At 66.5% G+C, this 17,547-nt stretch carries 21 protein-coding genes, 1 tRNA gene and 1 other RNA gene; 10 read left to right on the top strand and 13 right to left on the bottom strand.

Annotated elements, in window-relative coordinates; all coding sequences use genetic code 11:
* The first annotated feature begins 58 nt into the window (after nt 1-58).
* A complete protein-coding gene (locus ACFTSF_RS02560; protein ID WP_380152133.1) occupies nt 59-874 on the top strand; it encodes an aminoglycoside 6-adenylyltransferase in 816 nt (271 codons plus the stop codon).
* A gap of 704 nt (nt 875-1,578) precedes the next feature.
* Here the strand turns inward: ACFTSF_RS02560 and ACFTSF_RS02555 are convergent.
* Nucleotides 1,579-3,204 (bottom strand): long-chain fatty acid--CoA ligase, encoded by a 1,626-nt coding sequence (locus tag ACFTSF_RS02555; protein ID WP_380152131.1) that lies wholly within the window; start codon nt 3,202-3,204, stop codon nt 1,579-1,581.
* Between the two features lie 117 nt (nt 3,205-3,321).
* Between ACFTSF_RS02555 and ACFTSF_RS02550 the strand changes: the two genes are divergently transcribed.
* From ACFTSF_RS02550 to ACFTSF_RS02540, 3 genes are read left to right on the top strand one after another with little or no spacing between them, the layout of a single operon-like run.
* Nucleotides 3,322-3,801, top strand: a complete 480-nt coding sequence (locus ACFTSF_RS02550) for a MarR family winged helix-turn-helix transcriptional regulator (RefSeq protein WP_380152130.1) — start codon at nt 3,322-3,324, stop codon at nt 3,799-3,801.
* A gap of 2 nt (nt 3,802-3,803) precedes the next feature.
* Complete coding sequence (locus ACFTSF_RS02545; protein ID WP_380152129.1) at nt 3,804-4,202, top strand: SRPBCC family protein; 399 nt, start codon at nt 3,804-3,806, stop codon at nt 4,200-4,202.
* A 44-nt stretch (nt 4,203-4,246) separates the two neighbouring features.
* Nucleotides 4,247-5,098, top strand: coding sequence for an alpha/beta fold hydrolase (locus tag ACFTSF_RS02540; protein ID WP_380152128.1), 852 nt, complete (start codon nt 4,247-4,249; stop codon nt 5,096-5,098).
* On the opposite strand, the gene nadE is transcribed toward ACFTSF_RS02540, so the two are convergent.
* Both nadE and ffs read right to left on the bottom strand, forming a co-directional pair.
* Nucleotides 5,091-5,909: an ammonia-dependent NAD(+) synthetase gene (gene nadE / locus ACFTSF_RS02535; protein ID WP_344148084.1), complete on the bottom strand. Its 819-nt coding sequence runs from the start codon at nt 5,907-5,909 to the stop codon at nt 5,091-5,093. The genes ACFTSF_RS02540 and nadE overlap by 8 nt on opposite strands.
* Before the next feature lie 38 nt (nt 5,910-5,947).
* Nucleotides 5,948-6,044: signal recognition particle sRNA small type (gene ffs, locus ACFTSF_RS02530), an RNA gene on the bottom strand.
* Between the two features lie 106 nt (nt 6,045-6,150).
* Here ffs and ACFTSF_RS02525 point away from each other — a divergent pair.
* Nucleotides 6,151-6,966 (top strand): TIGR03620 family F420-dependent LLM class oxidoreductase, encoded by an 816-nt coding sequence (locus tag ACFTSF_RS02525; RefSeq protein WP_380152127.1) that lies wholly within the window; start codon nt 6,151-6,153, stop codon nt 6,964-6,966.
* On the opposite strand, the gene ACFTSF_RS02520 is transcribed toward ACFTSF_RS02525, so the two are convergent.
* A complete protein-coding gene (locus tag ACFTSF_RS02520) occupies nt 6,959-7,588 on the bottom strand; it encodes a CatB-related O-acetyltransferase (protein ID WP_380152126.1) in 630 nt (209 codons plus the stop codon). The two genes, ACFTSF_RS02525 and ACFTSF_RS02520, sit on opposite strands and share 8 nt — an antisense overlap.
* Before the next feature lie 63 nt (nt 7,589-7,651).
* Between ACFTSF_RS02520 and ACFTSF_RS02515 the strand changes: the two genes are divergently transcribed.
* Nucleotides 7,652-7,739, top strand: a tRNA-Ser gene (locus ACFTSF_RS02515).
* Nucleotides 7,740-7,851: 112 nt separating this feature from the next.
* Here the strand turns inward: ACFTSF_RS02515 and ACFTSF_RS02510 are convergent.
* Entirely contained in the window at nt 7,852-8,253 is a 402-nt protein-coding gene (locus ACFTSF_RS02510) for a VOC family protein (protein WP_380152125.1), read from the bottom strand.
* The gene (locus ACFTSF_RS02505) at nt 8,250-8,651 is read right to left on the bottom strand and encodes a hypothetical protein (RefSeq protein WP_380152124.1); all 402 of its coding nucleotides are present in this window, start codon (nt 8,649-8,651) and stop codon (nt 8,250-8,252) included. Before ACFTSF_RS02505 ends, ACFTSF_RS02510 begins: the two co-directional genes overlap by 4 nt.
* Here ACFTSF_RS02505 and ACFTSF_RS02500 point away from each other — a divergent pair.
* Together ACFTSF_RS02500 and ACFTSF_RS02495 are read left to right on the top strand one after the other, a co-directional pair.
* The gene (locus tag ACFTSF_RS02500; protein WP_380152123.1) at nt 8,640-9,296 is read left to right on the top strand and encodes an alcohol dehydrogenase catalytic domain-containing protein; all 657 of its coding nucleotides are present in this window, start codon (nt 8,640-8,642) and stop codon (nt 9,294-9,296) included. The genes ACFTSF_RS02505 and ACFTSF_RS02500 overlap by 12 nt on opposite strands.
* Nucleotides 9,232-9,660: a zinc-binding dehydrogenase gene (locus ACFTSF_RS02495; RefSeq protein ID WP_380152122.1), complete on the top strand. Its 429-nt coding sequence runs from the start codon at nt 9,232-9,234 to the stop codon at nt 9,658-9,660. The genes ACFTSF_RS02500 and ACFTSF_RS02495 overlap by 65 nt, the downstream gene beginning before the upstream one ends.
* Here ACFTSF_RS02495 and ACFTSF_RS02490 read toward each other — a convergent pair.
* Complete coding sequence (locus ACFTSF_RS02490) at nt 9,629-10,378, bottom strand: SDR family oxidoreductase (RefSeq protein ID WP_380152121.1); 750 nt, start codon at nt 10,376-10,378, stop codon at nt 9,629-9,631. The two genes, ACFTSF_RS02495 and ACFTSF_RS02490, sit on opposite strands and share 32 nt — an antisense overlap.
* Before the next feature lie 110 nt (nt 10,379-10,488).
* On the opposite strand from ACFTSF_RS02490, the gene ACFTSF_RS02485 reads away from it, so the two are divergent.
* Nucleotides 10,489-11,217: a dihydrofolate reductase family protein gene (locus ACFTSF_RS02485; protein ID WP_380152119.1), complete on the top strand. Its 729-nt coding sequence runs from the start codon at nt 10,489-10,491 to the stop codon at nt 11,215-11,217.
* Here ACFTSF_RS02485 and ACFTSF_RS02480 read toward each other — a convergent pair.
* Nucleotides 11,199-11,744, bottom strand: coding sequence for a TetR/AcrR family transcriptional regulator (locus ACFTSF_RS02480; RefSeq protein ID WP_380152118.1), 546 nt, complete (start codon nt 11,742-11,744; stop codon nt 11,199-11,201). The two genes, ACFTSF_RS02485 and ACFTSF_RS02480, sit on opposite strands and share 19 nt — an antisense overlap.
* Nucleotides 11,745-11,919: 175 nt before the next feature.
* Here ACFTSF_RS02480 and ACFTSF_RS02475 point away from each other — a divergent pair, with 175 nt between their 5' ends.
* Nucleotides 11,920-12,735 carry a nitroreductase/quinone reductase family protein gene (locus ACFTSF_RS02475; protein ID WP_380152117.1) on the top strand — a complete coding sequence of 272 codons (816 nt, stop codon included), beginning with the start codon at nt 11,920-11,922 and terminating at the stop codon, nt 12,733-12,735.
* Here ACFTSF_RS02475 and ACFTSF_RS02470 read toward each other — a convergent pair.
* The 5 genes from ACFTSF_RS02470 to ACFTSF_RS02450 form a co-directional block, all read right to left on the bottom strand.
* Nucleotides 12,726-13,475: a class I SAM-dependent methyltransferase gene (locus ACFTSF_RS02470; RefSeq protein ID WP_380152116.1), complete on the bottom strand. Its 750-nt coding sequence runs from the start codon at nt 13,473-13,475 to the stop codon at nt 12,726-12,728. The two genes, ACFTSF_RS02475 and ACFTSF_RS02470, sit on opposite strands and share 10 nt — an antisense overlap.
* Nucleotides 13,468-14,043 carry a hypothetical protein gene (locus ACFTSF_RS02465; protein ID WP_380152115.1) on the bottom strand — a complete coding sequence of 192 codons (576 nt, stop codon included), beginning with the start codon at nt 14,041-14,043 and terminating at the stop codon, nt 13,468-13,470. Before ACFTSF_RS02465 ends, ACFTSF_RS02470 begins: the two co-directional genes overlap by 8 nt.
* A 282-nt stretch (nt 14,044-14,325) precedes the next feature.
* Entirely contained in the window at nt 14,326-15,234 is a 909-nt protein-coding gene (locus ACFTSF_RS02460; RefSeq protein ID WP_344148051.1) for a carbohydrate ABC transporter permease, read from the bottom strand.
* Nucleotides 15,227-16,165: a carbohydrate ABC transporter permease gene (locus tag ACFTSF_RS02455; protein ID WP_380152114.1), complete on the bottom strand. Its 939-nt coding sequence runs from the start codon at nt 16,163-16,165 to the stop codon at nt 15,227-15,229. Before ACFTSF_RS02455 ends, ACFTSF_RS02460 begins: the two co-directional genes overlap by 8 nt.
* Nucleotides 16,162-17,442: an extracellular solute-binding protein gene (locus ACFTSF_RS02450; RefSeq protein ID WP_380152113.1), complete on the bottom strand. Its 1,281-nt coding sequence runs from the start codon at nt 17,440-17,442 to the stop codon at nt 16,162-16,164. The genes ACFTSF_RS02455 and ACFTSF_RS02450 overlap by 4 nt, the downstream gene beginning before the upstream one ends.
* Between the last annotated feature and the right edge of the window lie 105 nt (nt 17,443-17,547).

Raw genomic sequence — 17,547 nt, 5'->3', positions numbered from 1 at the left:
AACCACCGCCGCCCGGATCGGATCCGCGCGCCGGTCCCGCCCCACCTAGGGTGAGCGGATGGGCTCCGGTGACGAGCGGTACGACGTGATGATCCAACGCGCCCAAGAGCGCCTCCCGGCCGACGACCGCGTACTGGCCGTCTACCTGATCGGCAGCTACGCAACCGGCGCCGAGGACCGCTTCAGCGACCTGGACGTCCACCTGGTGGTGACCGACGCGAGTATCAACTGGTTCGAACAGCACTGGGACGACGTCCTGCACGAAGTCGCCGGACCAACCGTCTTCACCGACCGCCTCCCCGGACTAGCCGGCGGCCTCGGCATCACCCCGGACTGGCTGCACGTAGACCTGATCGCGCATCCGCTCACGTCGTTCGACCGCTTCCAGTACGACGGCGTCCGCGTACTGTTCGACCGCGACGGCACCCTGTTCCCCGACGGCGATCAGCCCGCCGAACACGGTCGCCCAGGAACGCCGTACTGGCCCGAACACGTCGTTCCGATGTTCTTCTACTTCCTAGGCAACCTGGTCACCGTCCTAGGCCGCGACGAACTGGTAGTCGCCAACCAAGGCATCGGCGTAGTCCGCGACCTCCTGATCCGCCTGATGCTCGCCGAACGCGGAGTCCGCCGTACCAGCGGCGCCAAACGCCTGAACGCCCTCCTGTCGCCCGAACAACGAGCAACCCTGGAAGCCGTCCCACCAGCCACCTACAACCCCACCGAAATCATCGCCGCCAACCAATACCTCTGCCACGAAATGCTCCACCGAGGCCAAGCCCTAGCCGACGCAACCGGCACCCCCTGGCCCACACCCTTCATCAACGCCACCCTCACCCACCTCCACCACCACCTAGGCGTCCCCTTCACCTAACCACCCCCACCACTCCGCTACCCGGAACCTCTTCGCCGCCCACCCTCTACGACCAATGCATCCCCGATTGCCTCACGCATCTCAGCTCCGGCCTTCGCCTGACCGGGGTGCCATTTCTCGGGGGTGTGGAGACCGCACGGTGGGTGTCAACAAGAAATCACCTGTTCCTGCCCACCATGTCCTGTCCAAGCCCCCGGTTGTTGGGCGCGGCGGGGGTCGCGAGGCTTTGGTTGCCGCCAGCAACAACGGAGGCCTGGAAGCCGGCCCGCCCCGATGGTGCTACAGGCAGCCACCCGCGGGGGTGCTTGCGGGCAGCAGCCCGCGGTGGGTGCAGTCGGGCAGCTAACCGTGGCGGACCGGCCACCCCACAGCGGATGGGGACGATAACCGCCCTGACCGGCCCAAGATGCACCCCACCCTGCACCTTTCGGAGCGAGACGGCACCCGGGCAAGCGGTTCACGGATGCCTAGTGCCGCAGGACAACCGTGAACCAGCAGAAACCACCGCGACGGGTCACCCAACAGGTCGCATCACCCCCGACCGCAACCCAAGCCCGTCAGCCCCAAGCAACGCCCACCTCGGTAACCCACCTCGCCAAGCAGCCCAGCCACAGGCGACCCCAGCCACACCCCTCTGTGAGCCGACCGCAGCGGCGAGCAACCACCGCCGTACGAACCCACCCGGCAGAAGTGGAGTGAGCCTGTTACTCCAGGTGGTAGTTGGCGAAGCGGGTTCTGAGGTCTTTCTTGGAGAACTTGCCTACTGAGGTTTTCGGGACTTCTTCGATGAATTCGACTGCGTCCGGGAGCCACCACTTGGCGACCTGGGGGCGGAGATAGTCGAGGATGTCGGCGCCGGTGACTGAGGCGCCTTCGTGGAGGACGACGCAGGCTAGGGGGCGTTCGTCCCATTTCGGGTGGGGGACGCCGATGACGGCGGCTTCCTTGACGTCGGGGTGGGCCATCAGGAGGTTCTCTAGCTCGACGGAGCTGATCCACTCGCCGCCGGACTTCACCAGGTCCTTGGTTCGGTCGACCAGGCGTACTGATCCGAACTTGTCGATCGCCGCGACGTCTCCGGTCTTCATCCAGCCGTCTTCGGTGTTGAGCTGGACGCCGGCGTCGGGACGGTAGTAGTCGGCGGCGATCCAGGGGCCGCGGACTTGCAGTTCGCCGGTGGCCTCGTCGTCCCAGGGCAGTGGGGTGATCGTGCCGGGCTCGACGATTCGCACCTCGACGCCGGGGATCGGGACGCCTTGCCTGGCTCGCAAGTGGGCCTGCTCCTCCTCGGGGAGGTGTGCGTAGCGCGGCGGGACGTGAGCAGCCGTCGCGACCGGGCTGGTCTCGGTCATGCCCCAGGCCTGCAGGATCGGCTTGCCGAGCTTGGCGCGGAAGGCTTCGGAGAGCGCCAGCGGCACCGCGGAACCACCACACGGGATCCGCCGCAGGTGGGGCAGTTCGACCCCGTCGAGCAGCGGCAGCAGGCCCTGCCAGATCGTCGGGACCCCGGCCGCCAGCGTGACGTCCTGCTCCTTCATCAGCTTGAGGATGCCTTGGGGGCTCATGTCCGGTCCCGGGAAGACCAGGCTCGAGCCGGCCATCGGTGCCGCGTGGGCCAGACCCCAGGCGTTCGCGTGGAACATCGGCACGACCGGCATCACGGTGTCCGTCTCGGCCAGGCCGATGGCGGAGTTCGTGAGGACACCGATCGAGTGCAGCCAGGTGGAGCGGTGCGAATAGACGACACCCTTCGGATTCCCCGTCGTACCGCTCGTGTAGCACATGGCGGCCGCCTGGTTCTCGTCCTCGACGTGGAACTCGACCGGCTCGGCAGCGGCCAGCAGCTCCTCGTAGTCGTGGAAGCGTGGGTCATCCGGCACCTCGACACCGGGTGCGCCGGCAGGCAGGTCGTCCATCACCACGATATGTCTGAGCAGCGGGAGCCGATCGAGTAGCGGCAGGAACAGCCCCAGCAGCGAGCGGTCGACGAAGACGACCTCGTCCTCCGCGTGATTGGCGATGTAGACGATCTGGTCGGGGAAGAGTCTGATGTTGAGTGTGTGCAGCACGCGGCCGGTGCACGGCGCGGCGAAGTACAGCTCGAGGTGGCGTCCAGAGTTCCAGGCGAAGGTGCCGACGCGGCCGTCCGCGGTGATCCCGAGCGTGTCCAGTACGCCGCCCAGGCGTCTGGTCCGCGCGGCCCACTCGCCGTACGTCACCGTGGTCGGCGCCGGCCCGCCGGTGTGCACGGTCCGGTCCGGGAAGAACTGCTCGGCCCGGAGAAAAATGGTGTCCAGGGACAGCTGGTAGTCCTGCATCAGACCCTTCATGCAGACACTGTGCCAGTCCCGATGTCGCATTGACCATGACCTCAGCAGGACTTTTTCCGGCACTCTTCCTGCCCTCAGATAGATGACATGACATACGTGTCGTGTAATCTATTGGGCATGAAGGTCCTGGAGGAGCTGCGTTATCTCGTGCTGGCGATCCAGCGCGAGGGCAACCGGCTGCTCGCCGCAGAGCTGCGCCCGCTGGGGATCACGCCCTCACAGGCCGAGGTTCTGCGGGTCCTGCGCGACCACGGCCCACTCACACTGAATGCACTGGGCGGACTGCTGGTCTGTGAGACAGGTAACAGCCCCAGCCGCCTCGTGGACCGACTCGTTGCCCAGGGCCTGGTGCAGCGCAGCGTCGACAAGGCGGACCGGCGCTACCTCGCGCTGAGCCTGACCGCCCAGGGCCGCGCGCTGCACCGCCGCGTTGTCACCGCGGAGAACCGGCTGCACCGGACCATCGACGGCCTGGTCACCGGCCGCGAGCTCAGCGAGACGATCGCGACCCTCCGCGCCGTCGCCGACGGCTTCCCCGCCGGCGCCGCCCTGGCCCGCCGACGAGACCCCGCCCAAGCATTCGCCCAGGAGAGATAGACATGGAGCAAGCGACCGACACCATCCCGGCCCGTCCGACCGCCATCCGGCACCTCCTGCTGGACGCCCTCACCCTCCCCGAGTGGAACGAGGCCTTCCTCGCCATCGACGGCCCGCCGGCCGCGGCGGAGGGCTCCCACTACGAGCTGCGCGTGCGCCCCGGCCTGTCCGGCGAGCTGCACTACACAGCCGTCGAGGCGGACCGCATCGAGATCACCTGGCAGGTCCCCGGCTTCCGCGAGGTCGGCAGCTGGACCATCGGCCCGGACAGCCAGGTCACCCACACCTTCGAGCAGACCGGCCCACTCGCCACCGTCCTACGCCCGGCGTACCGCAACATCGCCACCATCCGCCTGGCCCGCCTCGCCAACCGCCTCCGCGAGCTGGCCCACAGCGCCTGACCAGAAGCTGCCAACCGATGCACCGAGCGCCTAGGCTCCCGGGCATGCTGATCGAGGTCCGCGGAACCAGGCTGTACGTCGACCGGCGTGGTGCCGCAGATGCGCCGCCACTGCTGTTTCTGCACGGCGGGCCGGGTTCCGGCTCGTACGACTTCCTCTCGTTCCAGGGCGACCGACTGGCCGAGCGGCTCCACGTGATCGGCGCCGACCAACGCGGCGTACAGCAGTCCGATCCACTCACCGGCCCCATCACCGAGCTCGATCTGATCGCGGATTTCGAGGCCCTCCGCGAGACGCTCGGTCTGAAGAGCTGGTCGATTCTCGGCCACTCGTTCGGCGGCCGCCTGGCACTCCGGTACGCCGTTGCCCACCCGGACTCCGTCGCGAAGGTCATCTTCGAGAACCCAGCCTGGGACGTGGAGCTGAACTCCGAGACCCTGGTCCGAGCAGCACAGCGCATCGCGCCCGACGTACAGCTCCCGCCGCACGAGGGCCCGCCGACCAAGCAGATGTGGGACGACCGGATCGCGCTCCTGCATCAGCTGGGCGACCGCCGGATGGAGATCTACCTCGGCCCCGACACCCAGGACCTAGTGCTCCCCGCCGACACCGAGATCCCCGATGAGCTCCACGCCCGGTCCGGCCACTTCTCACAGGTGATCACCGAGACTCCGGAGTTCCTCGAGTCGTTGCTACCGCTGCTCGCGCAGATCACCCAGCCGGCGTTGCTGATCAAGGGTGCCTGCGACCCGGTCACCAGTCCGGAGGAGATCGCGCGGTTCGAGACCGACGTACCGGACGGGACCTTTTACTCCGCTGCCACTGCAGGGCATTTCGTGCATGCCGAGGCGGCGGACGCCTACACGCGACTGGTGACCGACTTCGTCCTCAGCTGAAAGCAAGCGGTACGACGCGCTTGTGCGCCGTCCGGCGGTGTGTCGCGATGATCGTGCTCGCGGCCTTCTCGTCGACCTCACGGCCCTCGAGGAAGTCGTCGATCTCGTCGTACGTGACACCGAGAACGACCTCGTCCGGTACGCCGGGATTGTTCGTCTCGAGGTCCGCGGTCGGCACCTTGCCGGTGATCTCGGGAGCCGCGCCGAGACGGGCGCCGATCTCGCGAACCCGGCGCTTGGTCAGCCCCGACAGCGGAGTCAGGTCGCACGCGCCATCGCCGTACTTGGTGAAGAAGCCCATCACGGCCTCGGCCGCGTGATCCGTCCCGACCACCAGACCACCACGCGCGCCGGCGACCGTGTATTGCGCGATCATCCGCTGCCGCGCCTTGACGTTGCCGACGTGGAAGTCCTCGCGCTCCCCGAACCCGGCGTGCCGCACCGACTCGACCATGGCGTCGGTGGCCGGCTTCACGTCGACCACGAGCGTCTCGTCGGGCTGGATGAACTTCAGCGAGCGCTGCGCATCCGACTCGTCGGCCTGAACGCCGTACGGGAGGCGCATCGCGACGAACGTCGCCTGACCGCCCTCACCGCGGACCCGCTCGACCGCGAGCTGGCACAGCCGCCCCGCGGTCGCGGAGTCGACCCCACCACTGATCCCCAGCACGTACGACGACGCGCCGGTACGGCGGAGCTGGTCGGCGAGGAACTCGACCCGGCGCTCGATCTCGGCCTCCGGATCGAACGACGCCGGCACACCCAGCTCGGCGATGATCAGTTCCTGCAGGTAGCGGCGCTCGTCGCTCATCGGGGCTCCCTCACGGGCCTGGTGTGATCGGGCCTGGACATGAGGATTCCCCGCGCACCCGGAAGAGCTCACTTACCCTTGCTGCCTTCCGGCCCTGGGGGAGTTGGGCGAGATACCGCCACGCGGGGAACCAGTCGAAAGTGTACGGGATGCGAGCGGCCGACCGGGAATCGGGCCGCTCCCCCCACGCTGTGAGCGAACACCCTGGCTCTGCGAACCCGCAGCGCCGCAAGCTGAGTACGTGACAGATCATCAATTCGGCCGGTTCGGCATCGCGACCGGCCTGGACAGCAGCCCACATTCGCTCGCGGCCGCGCAGACCGCCGAAGAACTCGGTTACCCGGCCATCTGGTTGTCCGGCGGCCCACTGCCCGGATTGCAGACGATCACTGACCTGATCGAAGCGACAAACTCGATCAAGTTCATCACCGGGGTCCTGGCGATCGTGACTTATCCGGCCGCCGACGTCGGAGCGACGTACGCGGCTCTGGAGGCGAGCGCGCCGGGCCGATTCACGGTCGGTCTCGGCGGGGCGCATGGACCACGCCCGATCGAGCGACTCACGGCATACCTGGAAGAGCTTGAGGTGCCCGTCGAGCACCGACTCCTCGCAGCCCTCGGGCCCCGGATGCTGGAGTTGGCGCGCGACCACTCTGCCGGGGCCTTCCCGTTCCTCATCACGCCCGAGTACACCGCCGAGGCGCGCAAGGGGCTCGGGCCGGACAAACTGCTCGCGGTGAGCCACCTCGTCGTACAGGAGACCGACGCGGACAAGGCTCGCGCCATCGCTCGGGACACCATCAGCTTCTTCCCGACGATCCCGGCGTACGCCGCTTCTCTCGAACGCCAAGGCTTCAGCGCAGCCGACCAAGCCGAGCTCCCCGACCACATGGTCGACGCCCTGGCCGCCTGGGGTACCCCGGCCGATATCAAGGCCAAGCTCTCCGAACACCTGGCCGCCGGCGCGGACCACGTCGCCATCAACGTGATCACGGGCATCACCGGCCCTCAGCCGACCGAACAGTGGCGAGCCCTGGCGCCCACCCTGCTTACCTAACCTGCTCGAGGTCCTCGATCTGGCCGGCCATGATCGTTCGAACGTTCGCAGTGATCGTTTCCGCCGGCCAGTCCCACCAAGCGATCTGCAACAGCCGCTCCACGTCCTCATCCCCGAACCGCTGCCGGATCAGCTTGGCCGGGTTCCCACCAACAATCCCGTACGGCGGTACGTCGTCGACCACGACCGCCCCGGACGCGATGATCGCCCCGTCACCGATCGTCACCCCCGGCATCACCAGCGTCCGGTACCCGAACCACACGTCGTTCCCCACCACCGTGTCCCCACGCCCCGGCAACCCGGTGATCAGGTCGAAATGCTCCGCCCAATCCCCACCCATGATCGGAAACGGAAACGTCGACGGTCCGTCCATCCGGTGGTTGGCCCCGTTCATGATGAACGTCGTCCCCTCGCCCAGCGCGCAGTACTTCCCGATCCGCAACCGCTCCGGCCCGTAGTGATAGAGCACATTCGCGGTCTCGAACGCGGTCGGATCCTCCGGATCGTCGTAGTACGTGAAGTCCCCCACCTCGATCAACGGCGACTTCACCACCGCCTTCAGCAACACCACCCGCTCAGCCTCAGGCATCGGATGGACGACATTCGGATCCGGAGCACCCATGTCCCGACCCTAGACGAGCCCCGATTTCCGAAGTCAACTCGTTCTCGCGTATCCTCTCCGCTTGGAGGATTCGCCTAGAGGCCTAGGGCGCACGCTTGGAAAGCGTGTTGGGGGCAACCCCTCACGAGTTCGAATCTCGTATCCTCCGCCACTCTCCGAGCGGCCACCCGACCAGCTTTCCACTGGGCAACGCACGACGTGGTCACCCGCAGGGGCTGAACAAAGGAAGGGCCGATCGCATCAGCGACCGGCCCTTCTTCAGTTCAGCGGCACAGGCAGAAGGGGTTGCCGTGGGGATCGAGCATGACGCGGACGTGCTCCTGGGGCTGGGCGTCGGCGAGGGTCGCGCCTGCTTCCAGGGCCCAGGCGACCGCTTCGTCGAGGTCTTCGACGCCGATGTCGAGGTGCATCGTGGCGTTCTGGTGGCCGGGTTTGCTCGGCCATACCGGGCGCTCGTGCTCGTGGTCGGACTCGATGTTGATGCCGAGTAGGGTCCCGTCCGTCTCGCCCTCGGGTGGGTGGAGCTGGAACCAACCGCTCTTTGGTCCTTCGTCGACGATTCGCCAGCCGAGCAGGCGCTCGTAGAAGCTGGCCAGGTCGCGGGTGTGCGGAGGCGGGGCTGCGGTGATGGTGACTGCGCCGATCTGCATCCGCGGTTGGGTCATGAGATCTTGGTGATTTTGCAGTCGATGCCTGAGGCGCCGATGGGGGCTTCGGCTGGGGTGGTTCCGCTGAAGGTGTTGGTGCCGCGGACTTCGAAGGTTTGGCCGCCGATCCGCTGCTGTGAGGCTACGTCCAGTACGTCGACAGTCACCGAGTAGCTCGTGGAGTCGCCGGTGATGGTGCCGTTGATCGTCACGGTGCCCTGCGAGCCGACTGTGTTCACCTGGCAATCGACGCTGGTTTTGTAGTTCTTGGTACCCGGCGCACCGGTCAGCTGGCGCACAACGACGACACCCATGCATATCAGCAAGGCCACGCCGAGGATCAGCTGAGCCTTCCGGTAGGGGCGCCGGGGCGAGCCGTATCCGTCGCTGGCTGTGGCCCACTCGTGTGTCGGCATCCCTGTGTCCCTGATTCGGCGGAAGAAGCGCCGGTCAGAATACATGTCAGGACGAGGAAGTTGCCTTTCCGGGCAAGGGCGTGGCCGGCGTCCGTGACCCGGCTTATCGTCGGGAAGGTGCTTGCTCTCGTCAAGGCTGATCGGTCTGTTCGTTTGACCACTGTTGCCGACCCGGTGCCGCTTCCTGATCAAGCGATCGTTCAGGTTCGATCGTTCTCGTTGAACCAGGGTGAGGTGCTCGATCTGGCGAAGTTGCCGGAGGGAGCGGTCACTGGCTGGGACGCGGCCGGCGTTGTCGTGCAGGCTGCGGCTGATGGCAGTGGGCCGGCGGTCGGGTCCCGGGTTGTGGGGCTGGTACGACGGAAGGGCGCTTGGGCGGAACTGGCTGCGATCTCAACGCAGTGGATGGCGACGATCCCCGAGGGCGTGGCCGACGTACAGGCTGCGACGTTGCCGACTGCCGCGCTCACGGCCTTGCGGTCGCTCGAGATCGGCGGGCTCCTGCTCGCCAAGCGGGTGCTGGTCACCGGCGCAACGGGCGGGGTCGGACGGTTCGCCGTACAGCTTGCGCAGTTGGCTGGTGCGCACGTCACAGCGCTGGTACGTCGAGCGTCCGACTTGCGAGGCGCGGACGTGGGTCACTGAGCGGATCGAGGGTGATTTCGACCTGATCGTGGAGGCGGTCGGAGGCACGGTGTTCGGGCAGGCCATTGAGCACCTGGCACCGCATGGCGTGGTGGTCAGTCTCGCCACTCAGGATGAGGAGCAGCCGATCACCTTCCGCGCCGGGTGGTACTCCCGCTCACCCGGCGCCCGCATCTACACCCTCAACAACTTCGACGAACCGTCGAGCGTGGCCGCCGACCTGGCCCGGCTGTGCAACCTACTCGCCGCTGGGCGCCTCGACGGTCAGATCGAACTGGAATCATCCTGGCGGGAGACCCCGGCCGTGATCGAGGCTCTGCTGGACCGCCGGATCACCGGGAAGGCCGTCCTGCACGTCGACTGACCCCGCCGTCGAGGTAGTCGGCGAAGGTGATCGTCCCGTACGGCGGTCCGGGGACGAGCGCGGAGCCGGCGGTGTAGGCGCGGAAGATCTTGCCGGGGATTCGGAGTGGGACGACTGGCCGACGCGAGTTCCGAGCGGCCTTCCAGGTGCGGGCGAGGTCGGGGATCGACACGGATTCTGGACCGCCGATGTCGGCCGCTCGGCCCGGGATGGGGTCGGCGACGAGCTCGGTCAGGCGTGCCGCGATGTCCTCGACCGCTATCGGCTGGAGCATCGCCGCTGGCGCAAAGAGCGCTGGGAGCTTCAAGCTGAAGATCTTGTCCAGCAAGCTGTGGAACTGCGTGGCGCGCAGAATCGTGTGAGCCGGATGAGCCTCCACGAGGCGCTCGGCCTCGAGCTTGTAGCGGTAGTAGGAGAGCGGGATCTCGTCCACACCAACGATCGACATGTAGATCACGTGCGTGGCCGCCGGGGTCGCGCTGAGCAGCGTGCGCGCCTGCTGAACATCACGCCGCCCGAGTCCAGTCGCGAGATGGACAACCAGATCAACACCGTCAACCGCGGCCGCGATCCCGTCGCCAGTGCTCAAGTCGCCAGTCATCAATCCCGAGCCGGTACGTCGACTGAGCACCCGAACCGTATGACCAGCAGCACGAAGCCGCTCGACGGTCGGCCGCCCGAGACGCCCCGTGCCGCCGGTGACGAGGATGGTCTTCATCTCATGTCCTTTCGCTCACTCATGTTCACGCACACCAGGACCCGCCGCAGCCCGACTGTGTGACATCTCGAGCCGCGAAGAATGTCGGTGGGGATTGGTAGGAACGAGGTATGGGTTTTCCTCGGGTGGTGGTTTCGGTGACCTCGTCGGTCGACGCGCGGGTGACGGTCGGGCGTCGGCGGTTGTTGATGGACGCCGAGGCGGGGGCGGTGTGGCGCGGGTTGCGGCCGGCTGGGGCGGACGATGCGGAGGCGGCGCGGTCGGCATTGATCGAGGAGTTGTATGCGCCGACAGCGATCCTCGAAGGTAGCGGGACGTTTGTGACGGTGGATGCGGGGCCGCTGGAGTTGCCGGAGGCTGAGGGAGTCTTTGAGGACTTCCTGCCGGAGCCGCCCGCAGGGCATCGGAAGTGGTTCACAGTGGTCGACGGCCGCGGGCGGGTGGAGTGGACGCAGCAGGGCGACGGCGTGACGAACCTGCTGCTCTTGGTTGCGCGCTCAACCCCCGCTAGGTATTTGGCATACCTGCGCCGCGAGGGCATCCCGTACTTGGTCGCCGGAGATGAGCGGGTTGACCTGCGACTTGCGCTGCAACGGATGTACGACGTACTTGGGGTGACGTGCGTCCTTTCGGAGGCGGGTGGTGGGCTCAACGGGGCGCTGCTCCGGGCCGGGCTGGTGGATGAGTTGCACCTGGTGGTGTTGCCGGCTGCGGTGGGCGGGGCCGGCGTACCGACTGTGTTCGATGGCGAGGAGGGCGCACCGGTGGAATTGAAGCTTGTCAGTGCGGAGCCGACGGCGGATGGGGTGCTGGGGTTGCGTTATGAGGTGGTCAAGTGAGTTTGGACGATGTGGCGGGTGAGGGCCGGTACGTCCAGGTCCTCTAGGAGTTCGAGGGTGTGGGTGGCGCGGAGGGTGGCTAGGCCGTGCAGGTTGGTCCACAGGGCTACGGCTCGGGCGGGTGCGTCGGTGGGGTGCGACTGTGCGACCAGGTCGATGAAGGTCTGGAGGAGCGGGAGGGATTGCTCGCGGAGGTTCCCGCCTGCGCCTTCCAGCAGGTCGTGCCGGAAGATCAGGTCGAACATCCCGGGGCGTTCCGCTGCGAACTCCAAATAGCGGTCGGCGGCCGCGACCAAGCGGTCCTCGACGGAGCCCTCGGCCGGGAGTTGGAGGCGGGCGGCGAGGTCGGCGAGGCCGGTGCTGGCGATGGCGGCCAGTAGGGCGTTGTGGGTGGGGAAGTGCCGGCGCGGGGCGCCGTGGGAGACGCCGGTACGGCGGGTGATCGCGCGGAGGGACAGGTTCGCGAGGCCGTCGGTTTCGAGGAGTTCGACGCCGGCCTCGACCAGGCGGTCGCGCAATGAGGTCACCGGCCCATTGTGGCCCCTGGCGGCAGGTATGCTGGCGAACGTGACTACCGGGTCGGCCTTGCGCCATTCACGAGTTGGGTTCCCGGTCGCTCTCTGAGCGCCGAAGGGGCCGCCCGCGGGCCGCCCTCGTCTTCTCTCACCGCACCAGCGCAGTATCCCCAACCGAGAGAAGAGAATGCCGAACCCTTTTACCGATGCACTGATCACCGAGTTCCGCGCGAACAACGGCCAGCTGAGCGGGCCGTTCGCCGACGAACGAATGTTGCTTCTGACAACGCTTGGCCGCCGTACGGGCCGGTCCCACACCGCCTTTATTGGGTACTACCCCGACGGCGACCGCCTGCTGGTCGTCGGGTCGGCCGGCGGTTCCGACAAGCACCCGGACTGGTACCTCAACCTGCTCACCAACCCAGAGGTCACCGTCGAGACAGGTCTGTTCACCTACCAGGCCGACGCCGTCCCGCTTGAAGGCGCGGAGCGGGACGAGGTGTTCGCCCGGCTCGTCGAGGCGGACAAGGGCTGGGGTGATTACCAGGCCGGTACGACGCGGACGATCCCCGTGATCGCCCTTGCGCAGAAGCAGATCGGGCCGCAGCGTGGGAGCGGTTCGTTCGCGGATCTGCTCATTCGAATCCATACGGTCTTCCGGCAGGAGCTCGCGTTGATCCGCAAGGAGGTCGCGACCTCCGGTACGGCGGGGATCGGGGCGCAACTGCGCGTCAATTGCCTCACGCTGTGCCAAGGCCTGCACCATCACCACACCGGCGAGTCGGGCGGCATCTTCCCGGCCATGCTCGAGCAATACCCCGAGCTGGCCGACGAGATCGCCGTACTGCAGTCCGAGCACGACCAACTCGCCGTACACCTGGAGGAGCTGGAGCAGCTCCTCACCACACCGCAGCCCGACCTGCTCCCCGAGATCGACCGGATCGTCGCTCTCCTGACGGCCCACCTCGATCGCGAGGAGGCAGCGCTGCTGTCCTACTTGTGAGCGAGTAGGGCATAGGCGTTAGGCAGGCGCCCGGACCAGGCAGCAGCCGTGTAGCCGTCGTCCGGCCGCCAGAACGGCTCGGCGTACTCCTCCAGTACGTCGAGCCGCAGCCCGGCGCGCGTGATCGCGGTGACGATCTGGCCGAGCGTCCATTGCCATTCGCGCGCGCCGTTGCCGGGGAAGCTGTCGTTGACATGCGATTCGGCGAAGTAGCTGCGGTCCGGGCGGATCCGCGGCTCGTCCTCATCCCACGACCACATCGGTACGGCGGGATGCGCGTCGTACACGAAGAGGCTGCCGCCAGGCCGCAGTACCCGCGCCGCATCCCGCGCCCACGCGTCGATATCGCGCATCCAGATCACAGCGCCCTTGCCGGTGTACACCAGGTCCGCACACTCGTCCCGCACCGGTACGCCGGGAACCTCAGCAGCAACGTAGTGACACGGTACGCCGACCTCCGCCGCCCGCCGCTGCGCCGCACCCGCTGTCACCACGCTGTAGTCGACGCCGACCACGCTCCGCGCCCCCGCCCGGATCAGTGCAGTGTCATCCAACCCGTGCCCACTCTGGAAGTGCACGACCACCGGACCGCGCGACAGCACCGGCTCCAACAACTCCAGCTCTCGCGGAAACAGTTCCCACCGACCGCGAGCCAGGTCCAGCATCTCGTCGTACTCGTTGACGTACTTGGTCGCAGCCCGTTCCCAGACCGCCTGGTTGCCCCGCACAGCCTCATCCATCCGCCGAGTCTGTCAGCGCATCAAACAGGTCGCGAACGAAATAAGCATCCGCGAGCGCATCGTGGATCGCATAGACCGATTGATCAATCCCGACCAACGCCGCCATCTCACCAACCGAGGTCGTCGGCCCCATCCGCGTCCGCCCGAGCAACTGACTGATCACACAAACCAGCCGAAAGTCCCACGGCACATCCGCCGCCTCCAACGGCACCAGCCCCTGCAGATGCATCAGATGCAGTACGTCGCTCGCATCCATCCAAGGCGCCGCACCAACCCACACCGGCTGATCCGCAGTCAGCTCGACCATCAGCTCGGCAATCTCGCGCCCGGAGGCGACATCGGCCGCAGACCCGTGCGACTCCGGATGCCGATCGAACCGGCTGATCGTCAGCGCCTGCTCGGTGGCACGCGCGAGATCCAACTCCTGCAACGGCACGAAGCGGTTGTACGCAGTCTCGCGCCCATCGTCCTCGCGCCGGATCACCGCCAACTGCCAGATCTGCCGCCCGCCGGGCAGCCACGGCTCACGAACGCTGGTGGTCTCAAGATCGACGAAGAGGATCGGCATCAGGTCAGTCTGCCTCTGCGTTATGACACTTTTGGCTACTCAGGGTCATCGTGACTGTGCGTGATGTGACGATTTCTGGAAAAGGGTGGGGGTGAGGGGAAATCGTTCGGGGAAATGGCGAAAAAACCGTACGGACCTGTAACGGTCGGCGGACTGTGACGATAAACGGGTGAGCGTGCCGGTGGGGGGCCAGCGGGGCGCTTCGGTGCTTCTTCGGATCGCCGGATGTTGGGGGGACTCGCAGGTGCTCACCCGGGGCGGGGTGAGCACCTGTTTGAGTTTCTAGCCCTTGATGCCGACGTTCGCCATGCCTTCGATGAATCGCTTCTGAGCGAAAACGAACAGAACGATCATCGGCAGGGTCGCGAGCGCGGTACCGGCCATCAGGTACGGCCACTGGATCTCGGCCGGGTTCTGGGAGAAGATCGCCAGCCCCAGCTGGAGTGGACGCATCTCATCCGAGGTGGTGATCATCAGCGGCCAGAGGAAACCGTTCCAGGCGGCTTCGATCTGGAAGACCGCGATGGTGATCAGGGCCGGCTTGATCAGCGGGGTCATGATCCGCCAGAAGATGCCGAACTCACCGAGGCCGTCGACGCGGGCCGCCTGGGCGAGCTCGTCCGGCAGCGAGACGAAGAACTGCCGGGCCAGGAAGGTGAAGAACGGCGCCGCGCCGAGCGGGATGATGAGTCCCCACCAGGAGTTCAGCCAGCCGATACCGCCCTGGCCGATGATGTTGTTGCCGCCGAACAGCGGGATCGACTTCACGATCATGAACAGCGGTACCAGGATGATCTGGAACGGAACCAGCAGCAGCACGATGAAATAGCCGAGCATGAACTTGCCGCCCTTCAGCGGCAACTTCGCCAGCGCGTACCCGGCCGTCGTACAGACGACCAAGGTGAACGCCGTCTCCCCGAGCGCGATCAGCGCGCTGTTGCGGAAGTAGCGCAGGAACGGCGCGGTCTGCATCGCCTCGCTGAAGTTGCTCCAGCGCAGCTCACCAGGCAACCACGAGAACTTGAGAATCTCGAGCTCACTCTTGAACGCCGTCAGCACCATCCACAGGAACGGTGTGATCATCAACAGCGCACCGATGATCAGTACGACGTACAGCAGGATCCGGCCCGGCCGGAGCGCCGACGGCTTCGTCGAGGCCGGTGCGACCGCCGGCAACGTGGCGCTAGTCATTGGTGTCCGCCTTCTGGAGCAGGCGTCCGACGCCGATGAAGAGCGCGATCACGATCATCATGATCACGGTCTCGGCGGACGCGTAGCCGAGTTTGAGGTCCTGGAACGCGTTCTGGTAGATGTCCAGCACCAGCACGCGCGTCTCACTACCGGGTCCACCGCGCGTCATCACGTAGACCAGGTCGAAGACCTGGAAGGTGCCGACGATCGACGTGATCAGCACGAAGAACTGCACCGGACCGAGCGCCGGCAGCGTCACGTTGCGGAACTTCTGCCACCGCGAAGCGCCGTCGATGTCCGCCGATTCGAGCAGGTCGCGAGACACCCCCTGCAACGCGGCCAGGTAGATGATGATCTTGGTGCCGAGACCCTGCCAGACACCGACGACCATCAGCGAGCCCAGCGCCGTACCGGGGTCGGCCAGCCAGCGGTTCGGCGCGAACCCGAACAGACTGAGGAAGCCGTTCGCCAAACCGGAGCCCGGGTTGTAGATCCACAGCCAGATCGTCGCCACCGCAACCGTCGCGGTCACGGTCGGGATGTAGAACGCGGTCCGGAAGAAGCCGATCCCGCGGATCTTCTGGTTCAGGCCGATCGCGACCGCGAGCGAGATCGCCATCGAGATAGGGATCACGACCAGCGCGTACAGCACGGTGTGCCACAGCGATGCCAGGAAGTCGACGTCGCGGAACAGCTCGGTGTAGTTGCCGAGGCCGACCCAGGCCCAGGTGTCACCGAAGCTGTAGTCGGTCAGGCTCAGCACCAGTACGGCGATCACCGGGATCACGATGAAGATGCCGGAGTGCAGCATGGCCGGCGCCAGCAGGGCCCAGCCGGTCCGGACCTGGCTGCGGGTCAGCGTGCCCTTGTCCTTGGCGACCGCGGGCTTGCCCGAGGTGGCGAGCGCCGGGCGCTCGAGTGTTGTGCTCATCGGCTTTGTCCTGCCAGGTTGTGCAGCACCTTCGCGGGATCCTTCTGTCCGAGGACCGCCTGGGTGAGCTGGATGTCGAAGTTGCCCCGCATCTCGAGCCAGTTCGGCGGGACCTCGTTCTCGTTCGCGGCTTTGTCCAGCCCCTCGGCGACGAACTTGCTCAGCGGGTTGGACTTCGCCTGCGGGGAGTTGGCCGCGTCCTTGTACGCCGGCAGCTTCCGGTTCAGCTTGGCCATCGCGTCCAGCGTGTCCGGTTTGGTCAGCGACTGAATGAACGACCAGGCCGCCTGCTTGTGCCGGCTGCGGGAACCGATGGAGGCGAGGTCGCCACCCATGTACTCGATCTCCTTGCCGCTGTTGAAGCGGAAGAACTTCAGGTCGTCGCAGTTCTTCTGACCGATGCCCTTACCGCCGGTGCTGCAGTCGACCGCACCGCCGACGATCCCCATCGCGGCCTCGCCGGAGTAGACCAGCGGCTGCTGCGCGGCGTTCACCTGACCGTACGGCTGAACATTGTTGATCATCGACTTGATCCACAGCAGGGTGTCGAGCCCGGCCTGGTTGTCGAAGTTCGGTTCGCCGTTCTCGTAGAGCGTCGTACCGGTCGAAGCCAGGAACGTCGTGAACGACTGCCGGAACCCACTGGCCGACGCGAGGTCGAACCCGCTCCGGGTGATGTTGCCGTTCTTGTCCCGCTTGGTCAGCTTCTCGGCCGCGACCTTGATATCGGCCAGCGACGTCGGCGGCTTCTCCGGGTCCAGGCCCGCCTCGATGAACGCGCTCTTGCGCAGCGCGACCGCACGAGTGTCCGCCAGCAGCGGATAGCCGTACATCCGGCCGTCGTAGGTGACCGCCGGGATCAGCGCCGCCAGGCTCTTCTCCCGGATCACGTCCGGAGTCAGGCCGAAATCGCCGAGGTCGGCGAAGATCCGCTTGGACGCGAACGGCTGGATCCAGCCGACGCCGGTCACCATCACGTCGTACGGGTAGCCCGCCGCGATCGAGGTCGACATCTTCTCGTTCAGGTTGTTGTACGTCGCGAAGTCCGGCTCGACCTTCATCTTCGGATAGGCCTTGTGGAAGTCGTCGACGACCTTCTGGAACTGTTGCCGCCCCTCGTTGCTGGGCGGGAACGACGGGAGCAGCACCCGCAATGTCCCGGTGGCCTCGGCCGGCGCAACGCCGTCCGTGCTCTTGTCGATCACCCCGCTGCCACAACTGCTGACCACGACGGCAAGGGCCGCAGCCAGCAACGTCAGTCCCACGGAACGTCTCACAGGGGAACTCCTTCGCGTCAAGTGCAGCGAAAGTATGGGAAAGGGCTTTCCTCGTCAAGACCTCAGGCTTCGAATGATCACTTTCGATCAGTTCCGGAACCAGAC

The sequence above is a fragment of the Kribbella sp. NPDC056951 genome, from assembly GCF_042674205.1.
Classification (GTDB): Bacteria; Actinomycetota; Actinomycetes; order Propionibacteriales; family Kribbellaceae; genus Kribbella; species Kribbella yunnanensis.
This window is presented reverse-complemented; position numbering and strand designations above follow the sequence as displayed.